Consider the following 18,780-nt stretch of genomic DNA (forward strand, 5'->3'; position numbering starts at 1 on the left):
GTGCGCAAGTTGACGGTCCGCACGGGGCACCACGTGTCGACTCTTGCTGCAACGGGCGCTGCATTGGTTAGGCTTCGCTCGTAAAGCTTTGCGCCGCCTGAGAGCGCGATCCTACGCAAATCTTTCGCGCAGGCGCGTCCTCGGCGTGCTCGTGAGAGTTGTGGATGAATTTGCAGCGGCTTGTCTTTCCCCAATGAGTCCTTATGCAATCTCTCCATGATACGTGAGTCCAGTTGCTGGGCTCCTGTATGCCAACGTGCCCGAGGTAGCGTCCTGGGTGCGGTTGGACGACGTTGACGCTCGCGGGGTATCGCCGTGTGGGCTGCTGGCTCAAGTTGATGCCGCGCCGAAGAGCCATGAATGGTCGCATCTTCATATGTCATCCGCCAGTGGCGTTGTCCTCAGCGCCAGCCAAGCGATGCTAATGGACAATCCACGTGCCTCTCTTCCTTCGGTTCAACCGAGCTCGGTGTCACGTAGGAGCACTGAGCGGCCTTCGAGTGCTAGTCCTCATCCCGGATGAAGTCCTCCGGCTGGTAGTGGAAGGTGTTCCGGGCCCTGGCCGTAGTGAAGGCCCAGCGAATGGGAACGCGGTGGCGCTTGGCATCGCATTCCCAGGCGCGAGTCCTGTGGCGCAAGGCTTCGACTGAAGCGACCCGCTGGTGTCCCGGGCACTGGCGCGAGACGAGACTCAGCTCGATTTCAGCCTGGTTGAGTCAGCTGCCGTGCACCGGGGTGTAGTGGACGCAGAATCGGCTCCACAGGCGCAAGCCCTTCTTCCACCCGAAGCGACGTGTCAGTGAAAAGCGCATGTGAATATTGAGGTTGTCCAGCACGAGATGAATCTTCCATGCCTTGGGGTAGCGGTACGCCAGGTCCCGCACAGCCTCTGCGAAATCAGCCGCCTTGCGGCAGCGAGTCGCCTTCACGAAGTGGCTCCCTGTCCGAGGCTCCACCGCACAGAAGAGGTTGGCGGTGCCGCAGCGCACGTATTCAAAGTCACGCCGGGTGACAGTTCCGGGGTACATGGGCAACGCATCGCGCTTGGAGTCCAGCAGTTGCACGGGCCGCTCGTCAAAGCAGACAAAGAGCTCACGTCGGCTGAAGGGCTGCTCGTAGAGGGCCAGCACTTCCTCCATGCGCTGGACGTACTGGGCATCCAGGCTGGGTACGCACCACCTTTTTCCCGTCACGGGTTCAAGTCATGCCGCTGGAGGAGTTCGCGCACTGTCTCCATGCCTACCTGAGGCACGATTCCCCGTCCTGCGACTTCACGCACCAGTAGGCTCAGCGTCCATCGGGCATACCCGTCTGGCGGACGACTGCACACCGGCGCCACGACTTGGGAGGCCTGGCCGGGCGTGAAGCGCCGCTGGCGTCCAGGTCGGGGCCTCTCCTGTAGGGCTGCTTCGAGTCCCTCTCGGCGGTAGCGTCCTCGCACCTGCCACACCGTGCGCTCCGAGATGCCTGCAGCCCCTGCGGCGGCCACGCCTGTCCAGCCGTCCCCCAGCAGTTGCAGAGCGCGGGCTCGCTTCAACACCCGCACCGAATGACGGCCCCGGCGCATCAGCGCGTCCAGCGCCTCCTTCCCCGCCTGCTTCAGCTTCATGCCAGGCTTCTGCATGTCGACCCTCCTACTTGGGCCAACATGCAGGCGCGGCAGGCTTCATCCGGGATGAGGACTGGGAGTGCTGGTTTCTTCCGCAGCGGTAGCACTCTGCGCTCGATGATGGGGCGCCCGCGGGCTTCGAACTGAATTGCTGTGTTGCTGCCTGATGACGAAGGCTTGGCGCGCTGCGGAGTAGGCAACTTCCTGTGAATGGCTCGTTGAATCCTCCCGTTGCCGCGCAGTAATGTCAGGTAGGGACGATGTGTTCGATGAAATGTCGGTTTCCGGCTCGCTTTGTCGGGCCGCATGAGAGTGGAGTTCGCTTATGGATCTCCGTCGAAAGTTCTGGTCCTGGGTCAGTGGATATACCTACAGACTCATGCTTTATGTTCACCAGCGCAAGGAGTACGGGGGGGTTGCGATATACGGGGGGGATGAGGAGGAGTTCTCCTTGGTGGAGGATGGCATCCGTGTGCTTCGGGATGCGGATTCAGCTCGATTCAGAAGAGTGCAGAAGGCCGCGCTGTCCGTATTGTGGAGCGGGAGGGAGACAGCATTCATCCCAGCGGAACGGATGCTGTATTTAAATCGGGAGGAACATACCGACCCTGTTACGGTGGCAGCCGCTCTTGTTGATGTCTCAACCCAAGTCGTGCTGCTCAGGCGTTGCTCAAATGAAAGCGAGCACCGCTTGGCTCACCAGAAAATCTGCGCCCGCCAGGTGGAACGCTACCTTAGGCGACTGGGCGAGCTTCGAGGGGTCGCTCGGTCTGAGATGGATTTGTTCATTGAGAAGCTTCGGTCAGTGGGCAGTGAAACGCCACTTTGGCGTATCGTGGATGGAGACGCGCGGGCTGTCCTAGACCAACTTCGTGGATGCGGACTGTAGTGTCCTCGGGGCAGTATATCCGGCCTGCATCGAGCAGCGTGTAGGTCTCTGTGGAAACTCAGTGGGCACAAGCGTGGCTCCGTTTAGGGATGGCGAGCCCCCATGGTGGCCCCGGGATTCCCCGACTTGTCCTGCTCCCCCCTCGGGGAAGCCGTGCTATGACAGATGTCGGACATGGAAGGTCGCCTGCTGCTGAAGAACTGCGCTGTGTTCCGAGCGGACGGTCGGGTCCGCCGTGGCATGGCCGTGGTGGTCGAAGGTGGCGTCATCCGTCGCGTCGCTCCCGACGCCCACGTACCGGTGTTGCCGGGTGACTGGGAGGTCGCTTGCCGTGGGCGCCTCGTCGCACCGGGCCTGGTCGACAGCCACTCGCACCTCGTCAACGGGCAGTTGTTGCCGCCCAATGGCCAGTTCCTCCTCCTGCCGCCGCGCGAGCGACTCGAGCGCATGCGCCGTGTGGCCCGCCTCGTGTCCCCCGAGGATGTGGAGGCCCTCACGCGCTTCGCCGCCGCCCGTGCCCTGCGCGATGGCGTCACCCTCGTCGTCGAGCACCTCGCCTGCGCCGATGTCGCCGGTGGCCTCGCCGCCCAGGCCCGCGCCGCCGAGAGCGTTGGTCTGCGTCTGGTCACCAGCCACGCCACCCACAGCATGGATGGTGCCGCGCAAGCCGATGCGTGGCTCGACGCCAACGTGGACTTCGCCCGCCGCCACGCCAAGCACCACCTCGTGCGCGGCGCGCTCGGCTTCCACGCTTCGTACACCTGCGAGGACGCGCTCCTGTCGCGCATCTCCCGCCTGAGCGCGGAGCTCGACGTCCCCACCGTCTTCCACCTCGCCGAGAACGAGGACGACCTCAGCACCACCTACGCACGACATGGTCAGCGCGTGGTGCCCCGCCTCGACTCGCTCGGGTTGCTCGGCCCTCGCGCCATCGCCGGCTATGCCCGCGCCCTGGACAGCGCCGAGGCCACCCGCCTGGAGCAGACCGAGACCTTCGTGTCCCTCGCGGCGCGGGGCGTGCGCACCCTCGAGCGCGGCACGGACCCGATGGAGGCCATCCTCCTGCGCCTGCACCTGCTCGGCCTGGGCACCGGCGGCCACGGGACGCTCCAGGACGAACTGCTCGCGGCCCTCGTCGGTGTGCTGCGCATCTCCCGCGCGGGCCACCTGCCCGACGTGGACAGCACGCTCGCGCACCTGCTCGTCAGCGGCCCCGCGGAGCTGTGCACGCGCCTGTTCGGTCTGCCCTCGGGCACCGTCGAGGAGGGCAGCCTCGCCGACCTCGTCGTCTACGACTCGATTCCCGCCGCCGACCCCGAGACGGGCTACTCGCCCTATCTCATCGGCCAGCTCGCCCGCTCTCCCGTCGCGTGGACCATCGTCGATGGCCGCGTCCGCGTGCGGGAGGGACAGCTGCTCGGCACCGACTACGTGGACCTGTCCCTCGCCGCCACCGAGGCGCTCGAGCGCGTCTGGTCCCGCGCGCGGCTGGGAAGCTGATACAGGGAGGGCCCATGCCCACCCTCGTGGACACACTGCGGACCGCGCAGGCCCGGCGCGGCCCTCTGCTCGATGACCCTCGCACCACCGCCTTCCGCGTCCTGAACGGCGAGGCGGATGGCGTCCCCGACGTCACCGTCGACCGCTTCGGTGGACTCTACGTCGTCAGCCTCTACCGCGACCTCTCCACCTCGGAAGAAGAGGCCCTCCTCGACGCCGCCATGGCCGCGTGGGCCCCGACGAGCCTCTATCTCAAGCGTCGCCCCCGCGAGGCACGCGTCCTGGCCAATGTCGCGAAGGAGACGCTCGCCCCGGAGAGCGCCGCGCGCGGTGAGCCTATCGAGTCCCTCACTGCGCTCGAGAACGGCCTGTCCTTCCTCATCCGCCCCGGACAAGGCCTCTCCGTCGGCCTGTACCTGGACATGCGCGACACCCGCGCGTGGCTCCTGAACGAAGCGCGCGGCCTCACCGTGCTCAACCTCTTCTCGTACACCTGCGCCTTCGGCGTCGTCGCCACCGCGGCCGGCGCGAAGCGGGCGCTCAACGTGGACGCGAGCCGCCGCGTGCTCGAGTGGGGCGAGGAGAACGCGCGCCTCAACGGACAGTCCGCGGACCGCTATGACTATGTGGCCGGGGACGTCTTCGACTGGCTCAAGCGATTGGCGAAGAAGGGCGAGGCGTTCGACCTCGTCATCGCGGACCCTCCGTCCTTCTCGAACACGAAGGAGGCCCGCTTCTCCGCGGCGCGCGACTACGCCCGACTGGCCGAGGCCGCCGCTCGCGTCGTCGCTCCCGGAGGCCGGCTGGTCGCCTGCTGCAACCATGCGGGCCTGCCCCTGAAGCGCTTCGAGACGATGGTGGCCGAGGGCATCGCCCTGGCCGGGCGACAGGGGAGGGGGCTGGGTTCGACGGGTCCTTCTTCCCTCGACTTCCCGAGCCCTCCTGGCCAGGAGCCGGCCTTGAAGGTCCACGTCGTCCAACTTCGTTAGCGCGACGTGCCCTGGCGCGGGTTAAGGTGCAGGGTCCATGTCTCCCGCCGCACCGCAGCAGCGCGAAACCGGTCGCTTCGGCAAGTACCGGCTCATCGACCGCATCGCCGTCGGAGGGATGGCGGAGATCTTCCTCGCGCACCAGGAAGGTGAGGACGGACGCGAGTCGCCCGTCGTCATCAAGCGCATCCGCCCGCACCTGTCCAAGCACGCGGCCTTCGTGAAGATGTTCCTCAACGAGGCCCGGCTCGCCGCCCAGCTCAACCACCCCAACGTCGTGCAGATCCACGACCTGGGCAAGATCGCGGAGAGCTACTTCATCGCCATGGAATACGTGGCGGGCCGCGACATGCGCCGCGTCGTCCCCAAGGCGGAGGCGCTCGGCATCCCCTTCCCGCTGGTCTACGCGGTGAAGATCGCCTCCTGCGTCTGCGCGGGCCTGCACCACGCGCACACGAAGGCGGACCTCTACGACAACCCGCTCAACATCGTTCACCGGGACGTGTCGCCGGAGAACATCGTCGTCGCCTTCGACGGCTCGGTGAAGATCCTCGACTTCGGCATCGCCAAGGCGGCCAACCAGGTCAGCCAGACGCGCACGGGCGAAATCAAGGGCAAGCTCAGCTACATGAGCCCCGAGCAGTGTCTGGGCAAGGCGCTGGACTGCCGCAGCGACGTGTTCTCGCTCGGCGTCGTGCTCTACGAGTGGCTCACGGGCTTCAAGCTCTTCACGGGCGAGTCCGAGGTCGCCGTGATGCGCAGCATCACCGAGGGGAAGATCTACGCGCCCTCGTACTTCCGCGAGGACCTGCCCGAGCGCGTCGAGGTCATCCTGATGAAGGCGCTCGAGAGGGATCGCGAGCGTCGCTATCAGACGGCGGCGGAGATGCAGAAGGACCTGGACGCGTTCCTGGACGCGTACGACTTCACGCCCACGCCGCTGCACCTGGCCAACTTCATCAAGCAGCTCTTCGAGGAGGAGCTCCAGGAGGAGCAGCGCCGCCAGCGCGCGCGCCAGGCCACCGCGCCCACTTCCGAGGAGGCGCTGGAGCTGTCCGAGGTCGTCGGCGCGCTGGACACCGCTCCGCCGCCCGTGTCCGAGCCTTCCCCCGCCGTCACCGCGCCCCTGACGATTCCGCCGGGAATCGCCGCGCTCGCGCCCGGTGGTCCCGAGGAGCGCACCGAGCCGCGCATGCTGGCCGTGCCGCTCACCGTGGAGCAGTTGGAGGCGCTGGAGGCCGTGGCCCGCCGCAACAACGTGCAGCCGGGCCGCCTGGTGGCGGAGCTCCTCGAGTCCTGGCTCAAGTACCGCTGACATGCCTCGGCTGAAGCTGACGCTCGAATACGAGGGCACGCGGTACGTGGGCTGGCAGGTGCAACCCAATGGCCGCTCTCTCCAGGCCGTGCTCGAGGAGTCGCTGGGACGGCTGCTCGGAGAACCGGTGTCCGTGCGCTCCGCCGGGCGCACCGATTCGGGCGTGCACGCGACGGGGCAGGTCATCTGCTTCGACACCGAGCGCGCGCTGCCGCTGAAGGCCTATGTGCAGGGCCTCAACAGCCTCCTGCCCGAGGATGTCGCGGTGGTGAGCGCGGTGGAGGCGCCCGAGGGGTTCGACCCGAGGCGCTGGTCCCGGGGCAAGCGCTACCGTTACCGGGTGAACAATCGCCGCACGCGCTCGCCGCTCTTGCGCACGACGCACTGGGAGGTCTTCGCGCCACTGGACGTGGAGGCGATGCGGAGGGCGTCGGCGCACCTGCTGGGCCGGCATGACTACTCGGCGTTCCGGGCGTCGGACTGCCAGGCGAAGCACGCTGTGCGAGAGGTGCGCCGGCTGTCCGTCGAGGGCGAGCCGGGTGGGGCCATCAGCTTCGTGGTGGAGGGGACGGCCTTCCTGAAGCACATGGTCCGAAACCTCGTCGGGACGCTGGTGGAGGTGGGCAAGGGCCGTCGGTCCGAGGCGTGGGTGGCCGAGGTGCTGGCCTCGCGGGACCGGAAGAAGGCCGGGCCCACCGCGCCGCCCCAGGGGCTGGTGCTGGAGGAGGTCTTCTATGCGGACGGCCCGCCTCCTCGCTCAGCGGGGGGCGAGGCGGACGCGGACGAGGACGAGGGCTGAAGTGGAGTAGGCTGCCGGCCGTGAGCCCCAAGACCAGTGCCCTCGAGCCGTTGCGCGTTCGAATCCGTCGTTTCCAGTTCATCGTGGGACTGGGTTTCATCGCGCTGGTCGCGGGCTCGACGCTGAGTGTGTCGCTGACGCTGCGGCTGAGTCAGCGGGTGCAGTCGCTGTCCTTCGGGCCGCTCAAGATTCTCGTCGCGGTGCTGCTGGAGAACCTGTGGTTGCTCGCCGTGCTGCCGGCGCTCTGCTACGGCGCGGGCCGGGTGATGGAGCTGCGGCCCTGGAAGACGGCGGCGGGCGCGGCGGTGTCCGGCGCCACCTTCGTCCTCGCGCTGGGCTTCGTGCAGGGCGGCGTGGATTCGCTGTGGCTGGGCGGTCTGGGCTCGGTGCTGAACGTCTTCGCCTTCGCGGGCGGCGTGGTGCTCAGCGCGCGTGCGCTGAAGCTCGGACGGGACGCGGCGGCGAAGCAGACGGAGAAGACGCAGGCGAAGTCCGAGGCCCGCAAGTCCGAGTACGACGAGTTCCTCCGCGCGGCGGAGCAGGGCGGCGCCCGGCTGGAGCAGCGCGAGGCGCAGGGGACCTCCGGCGCCGCGACGGCGGCCACCGTGGAGGGCGCTTCGATGGGAGCTGCCTCCGCTCCGAGCACCGAGACACTGGGCTCCGCTTCCGCGAGCGCAGTGGCGACTCCCGGTGTCTCGACTCCCACCGCGGTCGACTCGCTCGGCGCGTCCATCCTCGGGCAGGAGAACGCGCCTGGCGCGGTGACTCCCGTTGCGGTGGATGCCTCGGCCACAGGCGCGGTGGAGGCAGTCAGCGCATCCACGTCGAGCGCGGAGCCAGCCGCTCTGTCTGACGCGGCGACGACTCCGAGCGCGGTGGACGCGCTCGGTACCTCGACGGCGAGCGCCGTGACAGCGGGTTCCCTCAGTGATGGGCTTCCCGGGCAGGTGATTCGCCTGCCCGAGCAGTCCTTGTCATCCTCGGCCCCCGCAGCTTCGGATTCGCAGAAGCCCTCCGAGGCCTGAGCAGCCTTCGAAGCGGGGCTGTCCGAGGGACGGCGTGACAGGCCTGTCCCGGTGACTCCCGTGAGCGGCGACTCCTCACCCGCCACGACGCCCGGTCCTCCCGGGCCATCGTGACGGGGAGCCCGACTCAGGTCCCGACGGCGCTCGTGGGCGTCGACGGTGCAGCGGGCGAGGAGGTGTGGGCCTCGGCGGCGTCGGCCTGGGCGATGCGCTCGTCCAGCTCCGCGGTGAGCCTCGCGAAGGCCTCCTTGCCGATGGTCGCCGACTGGTACGCCTTGAGCAGCGACTCCTTCTCGACGATGAGCACGCGGCGGATGGCCTCCTGGTGCTCCTCCTCGTGGAAGCGCATCGACTGCTGCTTGAGCTGCGCCAGCTCCGCCTCCATCACGCGCTCCTTCTCCTGGTAGTCCTTCTCGACCTGGCTCACCACGTCGCCGGGAATCTCCCGCGAGCGACGCATCGCCTCGAGCGCGGCCATCGCCGCGTGGATGGCACCCAGTCGACCGCGCGCCAGCTCGTACTGCTCCTGGTACTCGTCCTTGAGGCCCGTGATGCGCAGCTTGCGCAACAGCGGCGCCATGGTGAGGCCCTGGAACACGATGGAGAGCACCACCACGCCGAACGTCATGTTCACGAGCAGCTCGCGGTGCGCGAAGTCCGCCGGAAGACTGAGCACCAGCACCATGGAGATGGCGCCGCGCAGGCCGGCCCACGTGAGCACCGCGCTCCAGGACCACGGCATGCGCTCCGACGTGAGCTTCAGGATGGCGGACACGCCGTACACCACCACCGCGCGGCCCGCGATGACCGCGAAGTAGGCCGCCAGGATCGGCTTCCACGACGCGAGCAGCGAGGTGAGGTTCACCTCCAGGCCGATGAGCAGGAACACCACCGAGTTGAGCGCGAAGGACCAGTACTCCCAGAAGCTCTCCACCGCGACGCGCGTGGTGGGGCTCATGCCCTCGTGCGTGGCCCAGTTGCCGCACAGCATGCCGGCCACCACCGTCGCGATGACGCCCGAGTAGTGGAAGTTCTCCGCGATGACGAACGAGCCGTACGCCGCGATGACGGTGCAGGTGATCTCCACCATCGCGTCATCCACCTTCTTGATGACCCGCGCGGCAACGTAGCCCACCGCGCTGCCCACCACCATGCCCATGCCGGCGACCTTGATGAAGTCCATCACCGCGCCGCCCACCGTGAACTGGCCGCCCATCGCCACGGCCACCACCAGCGTGAACAGCACCACGGCGGTGCCGTCGTTCAGCAGGCTCTCACCCTCCACCAGGATGAGCAGCCGCTTGGGTGCGCCCAGCGACTTGAACAGGCCCACCACCGCAATCGGGTCCGTGGAGACGATGACCGACGCGAACACCATCGCCGGAATCATCCCGAACCCCGTCACCACGTTCATCCCCTCCACCCAGTGCGACAGGATGAACGCCGTCAGGCCCGCCGACGCCGCCACGCCCGGAATCGCCATGGCGTGGATGGTCAGCTTGTTCTTCCAGAACTTGCGGAACTCGAGGTGGAACGCCGCCTCGAACAAGAGGCCCGGCAGGATGATGGCGAAGAGCAGCTCCTTGGTGAGGTGCGGTGGCTCGAACAGATGCACCGCGCCCAACGACAACCCCGCCACCACCAGGGCCACCGTGTAGGGAATCTTGAAATACCGCGCCGCGATGGCCACCGCGGTCGCGACTGCGAAGATGAGGACGAAGGCCAATTCGAAATGCATCGTTCCTTGCCTGGTTTGACGTCAAAACTTCAAGGGAACGGACCATAACCCAGATGCCCCACGAGGTGAGGCACCCAGGCGCAAATGGCGTGGCGGGTGCCTGTCTACCCGGTCCCCAGCAGGGGCTCGAAGAGGGTGCGAGGGTCCAGGCCCGGGGGCAGGCCGGAGACGCCGCCGTCGTTCACCTCGATGACGGCCCAGCCACCGTCCTGGAGCATGGCGACGTCCAGGGCGAAGAAGGGTGAGTCGATGCGGCGTCCCAACGGCTCGAAGGATGAGAAGTCGGGGACCTCGACGTCGAACTCATGTTGAGGCTCGGCGGCGAGCAGGCGGCCGTGGCCGAAGAAGAGGCGGAACTCCAGGTGGGCGGGGCCGGTGGGCGTGCGGCCATAGACCTTGAGGGGCAGGTACTTGCGGACGACGAGCCCCCGCTCGAAGCGCTCGCCGCGCTCCTCCACGAGGTTCTCGCACGTGCGCGCGAAGTCCTCGAGCGTGGCGCCGGCGGGCACGTAGCAGGCCTCCTCCCAGCGCTCCTTCGCGGACTTCACGTGGTCCTTGAGGATCCACGGCGGAGGGCCCAGCACTCGGACCGCTTCGTTCCAGGCCTCGCGGGCCACCGTGCCCTCCGTCCAGATGGAGCGCGCGGTGTAGCGCGCGAGGCGCGGGTACCAGAGGGGCAGGTACAGCGCGGCGGCGTACTGTGTGGGTGTGGTGGTGAGCCGGTGGCCGCGCTCGGAGAGGGCCTCGTCGAGCGAGGTGTACTCCTCCTCGGTGAGCATCCAGCCCCGGTAGAGCAGGCGCAGGGGGCCTTGGTGCGGCACGGCCTCGAGCGCCAGCTCGACGTTGCCGTTGAGCAGCGCGGCCAGGTCCACCTGGTACGTGTCGAACCCCAGGGCCTCCGCGGCCTCGGCTTCCACATCGAAGGTGTCGTGCTGGGAGGGATTGCGACCGAACAGCAGGGCGCGTGCAATGCGAGCCATGGCTAGTTCCCTCCCTGTCGCTTCGAGTCGTCCTCCGCGGCCCCGAGGTCGAGGCTGGCCAGCAGCCCTTCGGGAATCCGTCCGCCGAAGAGGATGTCCAGCGCGTGGCGCGGGGTGGGGGACTCGAGCGGACCCTCGCAGCGGCTGCAAGAGAGGGCCTCACCGACGCAGCGCTCGCACCAGAAGCGCCGGCAGGAGGGGCAGTGTCGGTAGTGGGTGGCGAAGTGCTCCGGCTGGTGGGCCGCGGCCACGGGATTTCCCGCGGGGTCCACCGAGAGCGAGATGACGCGAGGACAGCCTCCAGCACATTCAGCGATGGGCATGCGCGGCCTTTCGTCGAGAGCAGGGAGCAAGGGCGCAACCCGGACGCGGGCACATGGAGTGCCTGACGTGCTGGCGGAAAATTCTCACGCGCGAGCGCACGCACGACTTTCGACGAAGGCTGGAGGCTTCCACGTACGCGACTGCGTGGCACGGTGACTCCTGACAAGCGGCCCGCAACAGCGCCCGCAGCAGCGGGAGGTGGATGTCGCCGTGTCCCCAGGTTCAATGGTCCGCGCGCGCGTGCGGCGTGACAGTGGCACCGGGTCGACCGCGGGCCTCGGGTCCACCCGAAACCCCATTCCTGGAGCATGCATGAGCACGCTGACGCGTCGTCTGGGTGTCTGGCTGTCGAAGAGTCTGTTCTGTGCGGCGCTGGTGGCGCCCGCGGGCGCGGTACTCGCCGCGGAGCCGGTGAGCGTCATCTGTGAGCTGGGGACCTCCACGCGGACGTTCTCCCCCGCGGCGACGATGACGCCCCGGGACATCGACGTGACGACCTCATCGGCTTTCAGCAACTGCCTGACGGTGCTGGGACAGGTCGTCCTCAACGGCAACGTGACGACGGGGCCCTATGAGCGCACCGGGCTGACGTGCTCGAACCCGCTGGCCACGGGGGCCGGTGAGGCCACCATCACCTGGAACACCGGGGAGTTCTCCCGGTTCGACTACACGTCCGTCGACGTCAGCGTCGCGGGCCTGACGACGGTGGTGACGTATGCCGGGACGGTGCTGCACGGGAAGTACTACGGCGCCACCGCGACCTGGTCCATCGCCTACACGACGGCGCTCTTGAACCTGGCGTGCATGACCCCCGCGGGCGTGTCCTCGCTGGGCGGCGTCGCCCAGCTCACCATCACCCGCGTGCTCTGAGTCGTGAGGCCACCGCGCCCGCCTCCGGAAGGACTCGGGGCGGGCGCGGGCTTCGTCACGGGTAGCAGGCCGCCTGACGCAGGCCGGTGTCCTCGGGCAGGCCCAGGGACACGTTGAAGTTCTGCACGGCCTGGCCGGCCATGCCCTTCACCAGGTTGTCCAGCGCGGCCATGACGGCGACCGAGCGGCCCTTCGTCGCGACGGAGATGTCGCAGAAGTTGCTGCCGGTGACGGCGGCGATGCGCGGGGTGCCCTCGACGATGCGCACGAACTTCGAGCCCTCGTAATAGCGGCGGAACTTGTCCGTCAGCGACTGCGTCACCACCGCGCCGCCGTGCTCGGGCCACTCGAACTGCACGGTGGCGAAGATGCCGCGCACCATGGGCGCCGAGTGCGGCACGAAGGCCAGCCGGTGGCGCTGCGCGCCGTGGGCCACCAGCATGACCTCCACCTCCGCCTCGTGCTGGTGCTCGAGCGGCTTGTACGCGCGGAAGTCGTGCGCGCGGGTGGGGTGGTGCGTGCCCTCGCCCGGCAGCGAGCCGGAGCCGGACGAGCCCGTCACGCCCGACACGGCCAAGAGGCCCAGCCCCGGCGTGGACGCGATGGGCAGCAGGGCCAGCTGCACCGCGGTGGCGAAGCAGCCCGGGTTGGCGATGCGCTTGGCGCCCTTGAGCGCCTCGCGCTTCCACTCGGTGAGGCCGTACGTGAAGGTGCCCAGCAGGTCCGGCGCGGGGTGGGGCTTGCCGTAGGCGCCCGCGTAGCGGCCCGGGTGGTCCAGGCGGAAGTCAGAGGACAGGTCCACCAGCAGCACGCGCTCGGCGAGGCCGACCTCGGCCCACTTCTTCTCCAGGCCGAGGAACTGGGTGGCCAGCTCCCCGTGGCCCAGCGCACTGAAGACGACGGGCTGCTGCGAGTCGGCCAGCCAGCGCCAGTCCGGCTCCGCCTCGAACTTCGCGTCCACCAGTCCGCGCAGGTGCGGGTGCACCTTGTGGATGGGCTCACCGGCGTGGTGCCGGGACACCACGCGGATGCCCGCCACCGCCGGGTGGCCGGAGAGAATCCGCAAGAGCTCGCCGCCGCCGAAGCCGGAGGCGCCCAGGATGTAGATATGTGCCCGCGTCATGACTTCCTCCCCACGCCCAGCTTCGGCGTGAGCTTCTCCAGGATGAGACCACCCAGCGCCGCCGCGTCCGCGCGGGCGTTGCGCGCCGGAACCCCGACGACCTGCTCCACGAAGCGCACGCCCACCGCGTTGTCCGTCGCCGGCCCCGCCAGCACGTCCACCTCGATGCCGTACGTCTCCTTCAGATGCCGCACGCCGCCGGCCGCGCCCACCGGGTCGTTCGCGCACATCACCCACGCGCCCGCCAGGCCCTTGAGCTCCGGGTCCGCGAGAATCGCCTGCACGCCGTACTCACCCATGATGCCGTCGCCCGTCTCCGCGACGATGACGTCCACGTCCGCCGACGCCAGCTCGCTGAACAGCACCCGCGCCACCCGCGCCGCCGTGCGAGGCCCCGTGCACACGATGCCCGCGTCCGTGAAGTCCATCACCACGTCCGCGCCGGAGTCCTGCATGCTCAGCGTGTCGCGCATCAGCGACACCCCCGTGAGCTTCGCGCCGCCCACGCGGTAGCCCGCCTGCGCGAGCTTGCGCACCATGGCGCTGGCCGCGTACGTCTTGCCCGCGTTCATGCACGTGCCCACCACGTAGACGACGGGGCACTTCACCATCGTCCCCGTGCCCTTGAGCGCGCCCGAGGAGATGTGCGCCGGCTGCCCGTTGCGCGACAACAGCTCCGGGAACTCCAGCACCTGGCCCAGCACCTCCGCCTCGAAGGGCATGCCCACGCCGGGGTTGTGCGAGGTGCACTTGCCGATGACGCCGCCCATGTTCAGCACGTGCAGCCGCTGGCCCACGGTGACGGACTCCGGCACCACGCCCTCGTAGCCGTGCAGCGCGTTGCGGTGCCCCAGGGCGCCCACCATGATGTCGCCCGCGTGCAGCGTCACGAGCCGGCCGTGGCAGTCCTCCAGCTGGTTGTAGACGCTCTTCTCGCCGTGGATGCGCACGGCGACGACGGCGCCCTCCTCGGCCTTCACCTCGGGCGTCAGGTGCACCGTGCGCCCCAGGCCCAGGTTGCGGGTGACGCTACCGACCTTGTCGACGAAGACCTTCATGTCAGCCTCCCTTCGCCTTGTGCGAGAGCATCTGCGCCACGCCGTACAGCTTGGCGAAGCCAGCGGCCTCCGAGCCCGTCCACAACACGTTCGCCTCTCCGTACGTCGCCACCTTCGCGTCCATCAGCGAGTACGGCGAGCGCACGCCCTCCACCACCAGCGTCCGCGGGTGCAGCACCAGCCGCACCTCGCCCGTCACCCGCTCCTGCGAGGACGTGAGGAACGCCTCCAGGTCCTTCACGAGCGGGTCGAAGAAGTGACCCTCGTGGAGCAGTGAGCCGTACAGGTTGCCCACGGTCTCCTTCCAGAACAGCTGCTTGCCCGACAGCACCAGCTTCTCCAGCTCGCGGTGCGAGGTGATGAGCAGGTGCGCCGCGGGCGCCTCGAAGCCCACGCGGCCCTTGATGCCCAGGATGGTGTCACCCAGGTGCACGCCGCGGCCGATGCCGTACTGACGGCCCAGCACGTTGAGCGCCTCCACCAGCTCCACCGGTCCCAGCGCCTTGCCGTCCAGCGACGTGGGCACGCCCTTGTCGAAGCCCACGGTCAGCGTGCGGGGCTTCAGGTCCGTGGGAATCTCGCCGGAGGGGAACGCCGCCTCGGGCAGCGCGCTCCACGAGTTGAGCGTCTCGCTGCCGCCCACGGACGTGCCCCACATGCCCTCGTTGACGGAGTAGGAGCCCAGCTTCGGCGGCATGTGGATGCCGCGCTCGGCCAGGAATGACAGCTCCTGCTGACGGCTCAGGCCCAGCGTGCGGATGGGGGTGAGCAGCTCCAGGTCGCCCGCCAGCGAGCGGAACGCCACGTCGAAGCGCACCTGGTCGTTGCCGGCGCCGGTGCTGCCGTGCGCGAGCGCCTGCACGCCCTTCTCGCGCGCCACGCGCACCACCTCCACCGCCTGGCAGGCGCGCTCGGCGGAGACGCTCAGGGGGTAGACCTGGCCGCGCAGCACGTTGCCGGCGATGAGGTAGCGCAGGTAGCCCTCGAAGAGGGTGCCGCGCGCGTCCACCTTGATGTGCTCCACGGCGCCCAGCTTCGCCGACAGGGCCGCGATGTTCGCCAGCTGCTCGGGCGGGAAGCCGCCCGTGTCCACCGTGACGGTGGTGACGTTGTAGCCCTGCTCTCGCAGGTACACCGTGCAGAAAGCGGTATCGAGTCCGCCGGAGAAGGCCAGCACCACGTTCTTCTTGCTCATGTCGTCACTCCTCGCGGGGAATCGTCGTCACACATCCCAGACGCGCTCGGCCGCCGTGGCCAGGGCGCGGTGGGTGTCGTCGAGCCAGGCGCGCCAGGCGCCGAGCTCCTCACGGGCCTGGGCCAGTCCCAGGTTGCCGGCGCCACCCAGGTGGGTGGCCGTCAGGGCCTCGCGGTCCGGATGGAACGTGCCGTCCGCCAGCTCCCGGCCCACCTGCCGGTACGCGTCGCGGAAGGCCTGTCCCCCGGCCACCAGCGTGTACGCATGGTGGGCCGCGTAGAGCGTGTCGTCACAGGCGGCCAGCGCCGCGTCCGCCTTGACCTGGAGCACCGGCACCAGCCGGGACAGCACATCCAACAGCGAGCGGCTGGAGGACAGCGCCGCCAGGGTGGGGCGCTTGAGCAGCTGGAAGTCACGGTGGTAGCTGGACGGCAGTCCGCTCGCCACGGCCTCCACCTGGTGCAACAGCCCCCGCAGCTCGCGGCACCGGCCGCGCGCCAGCTCCACCACGTCCGGGTTCTTCTTCTGCGGCATGATGGACGAGCCGGTGGTGAAGGCGTCCGGGAGCCCCAGGAAGCCGAACTCGTCCGTGCTGTAGAGCTGCACGTCCCACAGCCACTTCTCCAGCGTGCCCGCCACGCTGCAGGCCCATGTCAGCACCGCGGTCTCGTGGCGACCGCGGCCGTTCTGCGCATCGATGGGACTTCTCTGCACGCGACTGAAACCGAGCAGCGACGCGACGTATTCACGGTCGATGGGCAGGGGCACGCCGAAGCCCGCGGCCGCGCCGAGCGGACACCGGTCCAGCCGGCCCCACACGCCGCGCAGCGCCTCCAGTTCCTCGAGCAGCCCTTCCGCGAAGGCCATGGCCCACATGCCGAAGGTGGAGGGCATGGCGCGACGCAGGTGCGTGTAGCCCGGCAGGGCCACGTGCTGGTTCGCCTGGGCGAAGTCGAGGAACGTCTCGGCGAGCTTCACGGCGCCCGCGCCGAGCGCGAGCACCTCCTCGCGCAGGAGCAGGCGCACCGCGAGCAGCACCTGGTCATTGCGCGAGCGCGCCAGGTGGATGCGCTTGCCCGGCTCGCCCACGCGCTCCACCAGCGCCGCCTCCAGCGCGGTGTGGCCGTCCTCCTGCTCGGGGCGGATGGTGAACTGGCCCGCGCGGGCCTCGTCGTGCAGCGTCTCGAGCGCGCGCACGAGCACGCGGGACTCCTCGGCCTTCAGGAGCCCCACCTTGCCCAGCATGCGCGCGTGCGCGGCGCTGCCCAGCGCGTCGTGCGGCGCGAGCGACAGGTCGACGATGGGGTCGTCGCCCACGGTGAAACGGTGGATGACCGCGTCGAGCGCGGCGCCCTTGCCCCACAGGGTGTCAGCCACGGGCCACCTCCTCGAAGTAGCCGCGCAGAAGGCGCGTGTAGAAGGCGGCGCCGGCTTCCAGCTCCGCCCGGGTGATGTACTCGTCCGCCAGGTGGCTTCGCAGCGTGTCCCCTGGGCCCACCTTCACCGCGGGCAGCTCGCCCAGAAACGCCCAGTCGGACGTGGTGCTGGAGCCCACCGGCGCCTCGCCCGACGCCGCAATCGCCGCGCGGACGATGGGCTGATGGTCCGCCGTCGCCTTCGGCAGGTAGCGCGCCGAGTGCACCTTCACCTCGCTCTGGAGCGCCTCGCCCAGCTCCTTCGCCACCTGCGCGTGGTCCATGCTCGGCGTGGTGCGCAGGTCCACGAAGAACTCGCACGCGTCCGGCACCTGGTTGCGCGCCAGGCCCCCCGAAATCTGGGTCACCTGCGCCCGCGCCTCACCCAGCAGCGGATGCGACGGGAAGCGCAGCTCCGCGAGCTTCGAGATGTCCCCGGCCGCCATGTGGATGGCGTTGACCGCCTGGGCCTTGTGCGCGTGCGCCACGTGCGCGCTCTTGCCGTGCGCGGTGCAGCGCAAGAGCAGCATGCCTCGCTGGGCCGTGCAGGGCTTGAGGCTGGTCGGCTCGCCCACCACCGCGGCGTCGAGCGGCCCCAGCTCCGGCAGTAGCGTGCCCAGGCCCTGGCCTCCGGTCTCCTCCTCGGCGGTGAACGCGAAGACGACTTCGCCGCCCTGGGGCGCGCCCTCGGCGAGCAGGGTGCGGGCCGCGACGAGCATCCCCGTCACGCAGCCCTTGGCGTCGTTGCTGCCCAGGCCGTACAGGCGGTCCTCGCGCCACTCGGGCGCGTGGGGCGCGTACGTCCACCCGGCACACGGCTTCACCGTGTCCAGGTGCGAGTTGACGAGCAGGCGCCGGGGGCCGCTGCCCACGGAGAACCACACGTTGTGGCCCTTGCGCTGGACGCGCGCACCCCAGCCCTCCGCCCACCCGGACACCGTGTCCGCGATGAGACGCTCGTCACCCGACACGCTGGGGATGGCCACCAGCGCCTGGAGCAGCTCCGCCGTCTTCATCCCGCGTTCCCGGCGGCCGTCTTGGGCGCCTTCTCGCGGACGACCATGGTGCCGCTGCCCTCGTTGGTGAAGACCTCCTCGAGCAGCGCGTTGGGCGCGACGCCGCTGACCAGGTGCACGCTGCCCACCCCGCCCACGAGCGCGTGGCGGATGGCGTGCGCCTTGGGACGCATGCCGCCGGAGATGGCGCCCGTGTTCTCCATGGTCGCCAGGTCCGTCAGGTTCGCCAGCGTCACCAGCGACGTGGGGTCGTTCAGGTCCTTGAGCAGGCCCGGCACCTGGACCAGGAAGAAGAGCTTCTCGGCCGACAGGGCCACCGACAGCGCCGCCGCCACGGTGTCCGCGTTGGTGTTGTACACGGCGCCGTCCACGCCGCCGGAGAGGGGCGCGATGACGGGCACGTAGTCGGCCGAGCGCAGGTGCTCGACGACGCGCGTGTCCACCGCCTCGATGTCACCCACCAGCCCGTAGTCCACGAGCTTGCCCTCGGTGGCGCCGGGCTCGGTCACCATGACAGGAGGACGCTTTCGCGCCTTGATGAGGCCCGCGTCCACGCCGCTCAGTCCCACCGCGGGCACACCCGCCGCCTGCAGGTCCGCGAGCAGGTCCGTGTGCAGCTTGCCGGCGAGCACCATCTTCGCCGCGTCGAGCACGGGCGCGGACGTGACGCGGCGGCCCGCCACCTTCTCCACCGGCAGGTGGAGGGCGTCACAGAGCGTGTCCAGCTCCGGGCCGCCGCCGTGCACGACGACGGGGCGGATGGAGAAGGTCCACAGCAGGGCGATCTGCTCGCACGCGGAGCGGCGCAGGCGCGGGTCGCTCAGCATGGCGCCGCCGAGCTTCACGACGAACGTCTTGCGACGGAACTGCTGCACATAGCGCGCGGCGTTGCGAAGCGCGGAGTACGGGTCGGGCGACAAGGGCACGGGAGACCT

At 69.2% G+C, this 18,780-nt stretch carries 17 protein-coding genes; 6 read left to right on the top strand and 11 right to left on the bottom strand.

The window, feature by feature from the left end; genetic code table 11:
- Window positions 1–716: 716 nt before the first annotated feature.
- Together VZQ01_RS32780 and VZQ01_RS32785 are read right to left on the bottom strand one after the other, a co-directional pair.
- A complete protein-coding gene (locus VZQ01_RS32780) occupies window positions 717–1,139 on the bottom strand; it encodes a transposase (protein ID WP_426745611.1) in 423 nt (140 codons plus the stop codon).
- 50 nt (window positions 1,140–1,189) lie between these two features.
- Window positions 1,190–1,624 (bottom strand): helix-turn-helix domain-containing protein, encoded by a 435-nt coding sequence (locus VZQ01_RS32785; protein WP_426745612.1) that lies wholly within the window; start codon window positions 1,622–1,624, stop codon window positions 1,190–1,192.
- Between the two features lie 1,048 nt (window positions 1,625–2,672).
- On the opposite strand from VZQ01_RS32785, the gene VZQ01_RS32790 reads away from it, so the two are divergent.
- From VZQ01_RS32790 to VZQ01_RS32810, 5 genes are read left to right on the top strand one after another with little or no spacing between them, the layout of a single operon-like run.
- Window positions 2,673–3,998 (top strand): amidohydrolase family protein, encoded by a 1,326-nt coding sequence (locus tag VZQ01_RS32790; protein WP_426745613.1) that lies wholly within the window; start codon window positions 2,673–2,675, stop codon window positions 3,996–3,998.
- Between the two features lie 14 nt (window positions 3,999–4,012).
- Window positions 4,013–4,987 (top strand): class I SAM-dependent rRNA methyltransferase, encoded by a 975-nt coding sequence (locus tag VZQ01_RS32795; protein ID WP_426745614.1) that lies wholly within the window; start codon window positions 4,013–4,015, stop codon window positions 4,985–4,987.
- Window positions 4,988–5,024: 37 nt separating this feature from the next.
- A complete protein-coding gene (locus tag VZQ01_RS32800) occupies window positions 5,025–6,302 on the top strand; it encodes a serine/threonine protein kinase (protein WP_074955978.1) in 1,278 nt (425 codons plus the stop codon).
- 1 nt (window position 6,303) lies between these two features.
- Window positions 6,304–7,101, top strand: coding sequence for a tRNA pseudouridine(38-40) synthase TruA (gene truA / locus VZQ01_RS32805; RefSeq protein WP_426745615.1), 798 nt, complete (start codon window positions 6,304–6,306; stop codon window positions 7,099–7,101).
- A 20-nt stretch (window positions 7,102–7,121) separates the two neighbouring features.
- Window positions 7,122–8,126, top strand: coding sequence for a hypothetical protein (locus VZQ01_RS32810; protein ID WP_426745616.1), 1,005 nt, complete (start codon window positions 7,122–7,124; stop codon window positions 8,124–8,126).
- A gap of 127 nt (window positions 8,127–8,253) precedes the next feature.
- On the opposite strand, the gene VZQ01_RS32815 is transcribed toward VZQ01_RS32810, so the two are convergent.
- From VZQ01_RS32815 to VZQ01_RS32825, 3 genes are all read right to left on the bottom strand, one after another.
- Entirely contained in the window at window positions 8,254–9,864 is a 1,611-nt protein-coding gene (locus VZQ01_RS32815; RefSeq protein WP_223745526.1) for a Na+/H+ antiporter, read from the bottom strand.
- A 104-nt stretch (window positions 9,865–9,968) separates the two neighbouring features.
- A complete protein-coding gene (locus tag VZQ01_RS32820) occupies window positions 9,969–10,844 on the bottom strand; it encodes an ATP-grasp domain-containing protein (RefSeq protein WP_426745617.1) in 876 nt (291 codons plus the stop codon).
- Window positions 10,845–10,846: 2 nt separating this feature from the next.
- Window positions 10,847–11,167, bottom strand: a complete 321-nt coding sequence (locus VZQ01_RS32825; protein WP_426745618.1) for a hypothetical protein — start codon at window positions 11,165–11,167, stop codon at window positions 10,847–10,849.
- A gap of 313 nt (window positions 11,168–11,480) precedes the next feature.
- On the opposite strand from VZQ01_RS32825, the gene VZQ01_RS32830 reads away from it, so the two are divergent.
- Entirely contained in the window at window positions 11,481–12,038 is a 558-nt protein-coding gene (locus tag VZQ01_RS32830; protein ID WP_426745619.1) for a hypothetical protein, read from the top strand.
- Window positions 12,039–12,093: 55 nt separating this feature from the next.
- Here the strand turns inward: VZQ01_RS32830 and argC are convergent, their stop codons facing one another.
- Genes argC through argB form a run of 6 tightly spaced genes read right to left on the bottom strand, consistent with a single transcriptional unit; the run spans window position 12,094 to window position 18,771 of the window.
- The gene (gene argC, locus VZQ01_RS32835) at window positions 12,094–13,161 is read right to left on the bottom strand and encodes an N-acetyl-gamma-glutamyl-phosphate reductase (RefSeq protein WP_046715162.1); all 1,068 of its coding nucleotides are present in this window, start codon (window positions 13,159–13,161) and stop codon (window positions 12,094–12,096) included.
- Window positions 13,158–14,219 carry a hypothetical protein gene (locus VZQ01_RS32840; protein ID WP_223784002.1) on the bottom strand — a complete coding sequence of 354 codons (1,062 nt, stop codon included), beginning with the start codon at window positions 14,217–14,219 and terminating at the stop codon, window positions 13,158–13,160. Before VZQ01_RS32840 ends, argC begins: the two co-directional genes overlap by 4 nt.
- Window position 14,220: 1 nt before the next feature.
- Window positions 14,221–15,414: an argininosuccinate synthase gene (gene argG / locus VZQ01_RS32845; protein ID WP_223784003.1), complete on the bottom strand. Its 1,194-nt coding sequence runs from the start codon at window positions 15,412–15,414 to the stop codon at window positions 14,221–14,223.
- Between the two features lie 27 nt (window positions 15,415–15,441).
- A complete protein-coding gene (argH, locus tag VZQ01_RS32850; protein ID WP_426745620.1) occupies window positions 15,442–16,791 on the bottom strand; it encodes an argininosuccinate lyase in 1,350 nt (449 codons plus the stop codon).
- Entirely contained in the window at window positions 16,784–17,845 is a 1,062-nt protein-coding gene (locus tag VZQ01_RS32855) for a M20/M25/M40 family metallo-hydrolase (protein WP_426745621.1), read from the bottom strand. Before VZQ01_RS32855 ends, argH begins: the two co-directional genes overlap by 8 nt.
- Complete coding sequence (gene argB / locus VZQ01_RS32860; protein WP_141323719.1) at window positions 17,842–18,771, bottom strand: acetylglutamate kinase; 930 nt, start codon at window positions 18,769–18,771, stop codon at window positions 17,842–17,844. The genes VZQ01_RS32855 and argB overlap by 4 nt, the downstream gene beginning before the upstream one ends.
- Window positions 18,772–18,780: the final 9 nt, after the last annotated feature.

Source organism: Myxococcus faecalis, assembly GCF_050039385.1.
GTDB lineage: Bacteria > Myxococcota > Myxococcia > Myxococcales > Myxococcaceae > Myxococcus > Myxococcus fulvus.

Excerpts from the sequence above, each read along its gene's own strand:
- VZQ01_RS32780 (WP_426745611.1), bottom strand. The coding sequence starts at position 1,139 with ATGGAGGAAGTGCTGGCCCTCTACGAGCAGCCCTTCAGCCGACGTGAG.
- VZQ01_RS32785 (WP_426745612.1), bottom strand. The coding sequence starts at position 1,624 with ATGCAGAAGCCTGGCATGAAGCTGAAGCAGGCGGGGAAGGAGGCGCTG.
- VZQ01_RS32790 (WP_426745613.1), top strand. The coding sequence starts at position 2,673 with ATGGAAGGTCGCCTGCTGCTGAAGAACTGCGCTGTGTTCCGAGCGGAC.
- VZQ01_RS32795 (WP_426745614.1), top strand. The coding sequence starts at position 4,013 with ATGCCCACCCTCGTGGACACACTGCGGACCGCGCAGGCCCGGCGCGGC.
- VZQ01_RS32800 (WP_074955978.1), top strand. The coding sequence starts at position 5,025 with ATGTCTCCCGCCGCACCGCAGCAGCGCGAAACCGGTCGCTTCGGCAAG.
- truA (WP_426745615.1), top strand. The coding sequence starts at position 6,304 with ATGCCTCGGCTGAAGCTGACGCTCGAATACGAGGGCACGCGGTACGTG.
- VZQ01_RS32815 (WP_223745526.1), bottom strand. The coding sequence starts at position 9,864 with ATGCATTTCGAATTGGCCTTCGTCCTCATCTTCGCAGTCGCGACCGCG.
- VZQ01_RS32820 (WP_426745617.1), bottom strand. The coding sequence starts at position 10,844 with ATGGCTCGCATTGCACGCGCCCTGCTGTTCGGTCGCAATCCCTCCCAG.
- VZQ01_RS32825 (WP_426745618.1), bottom strand. The coding sequence starts at position 11,167 with ATGCCCATCGCTGAATGTGCTGGAGGCTGTCCTCGCGTCATCTCGCTC.
- VZQ01_RS32830 (WP_426745619.1), top strand. The coding sequence starts at position 11,481 with ATGAGCACGCTGACGCGTCGTCTGGGTGTCTGGCTGTCGAAGAGTCTG.
- argC (WP_046715162.1), bottom strand. The coding sequence starts at position 13,161 with ATGACGCGGGCACATATCTACATCCTGGGCGCCTCCGGCTTCGGCGGC.
- VZQ01_RS32840 (WP_223784002.1), bottom strand. The coding sequence starts at position 14,219 with ATGAAGGTCTTCGTCGACAAGGTCGGTAGCGTCACCCGCAACCTGGGC.
- argG (WP_223784003.1), bottom strand. The coding sequence starts at position 15,414 with ATGAGCAAGAAGAACGTGGTGCTGGCCTTCTCCGGCGGACTCGATACC.
- VZQ01_RS32855 (WP_426745621.1), bottom strand. The coding sequence starts at position 17,845 with ATGAAGACGGCGGAGCTGCTCCAGGCGCTGGTGGCCATCCCCAGCGTG.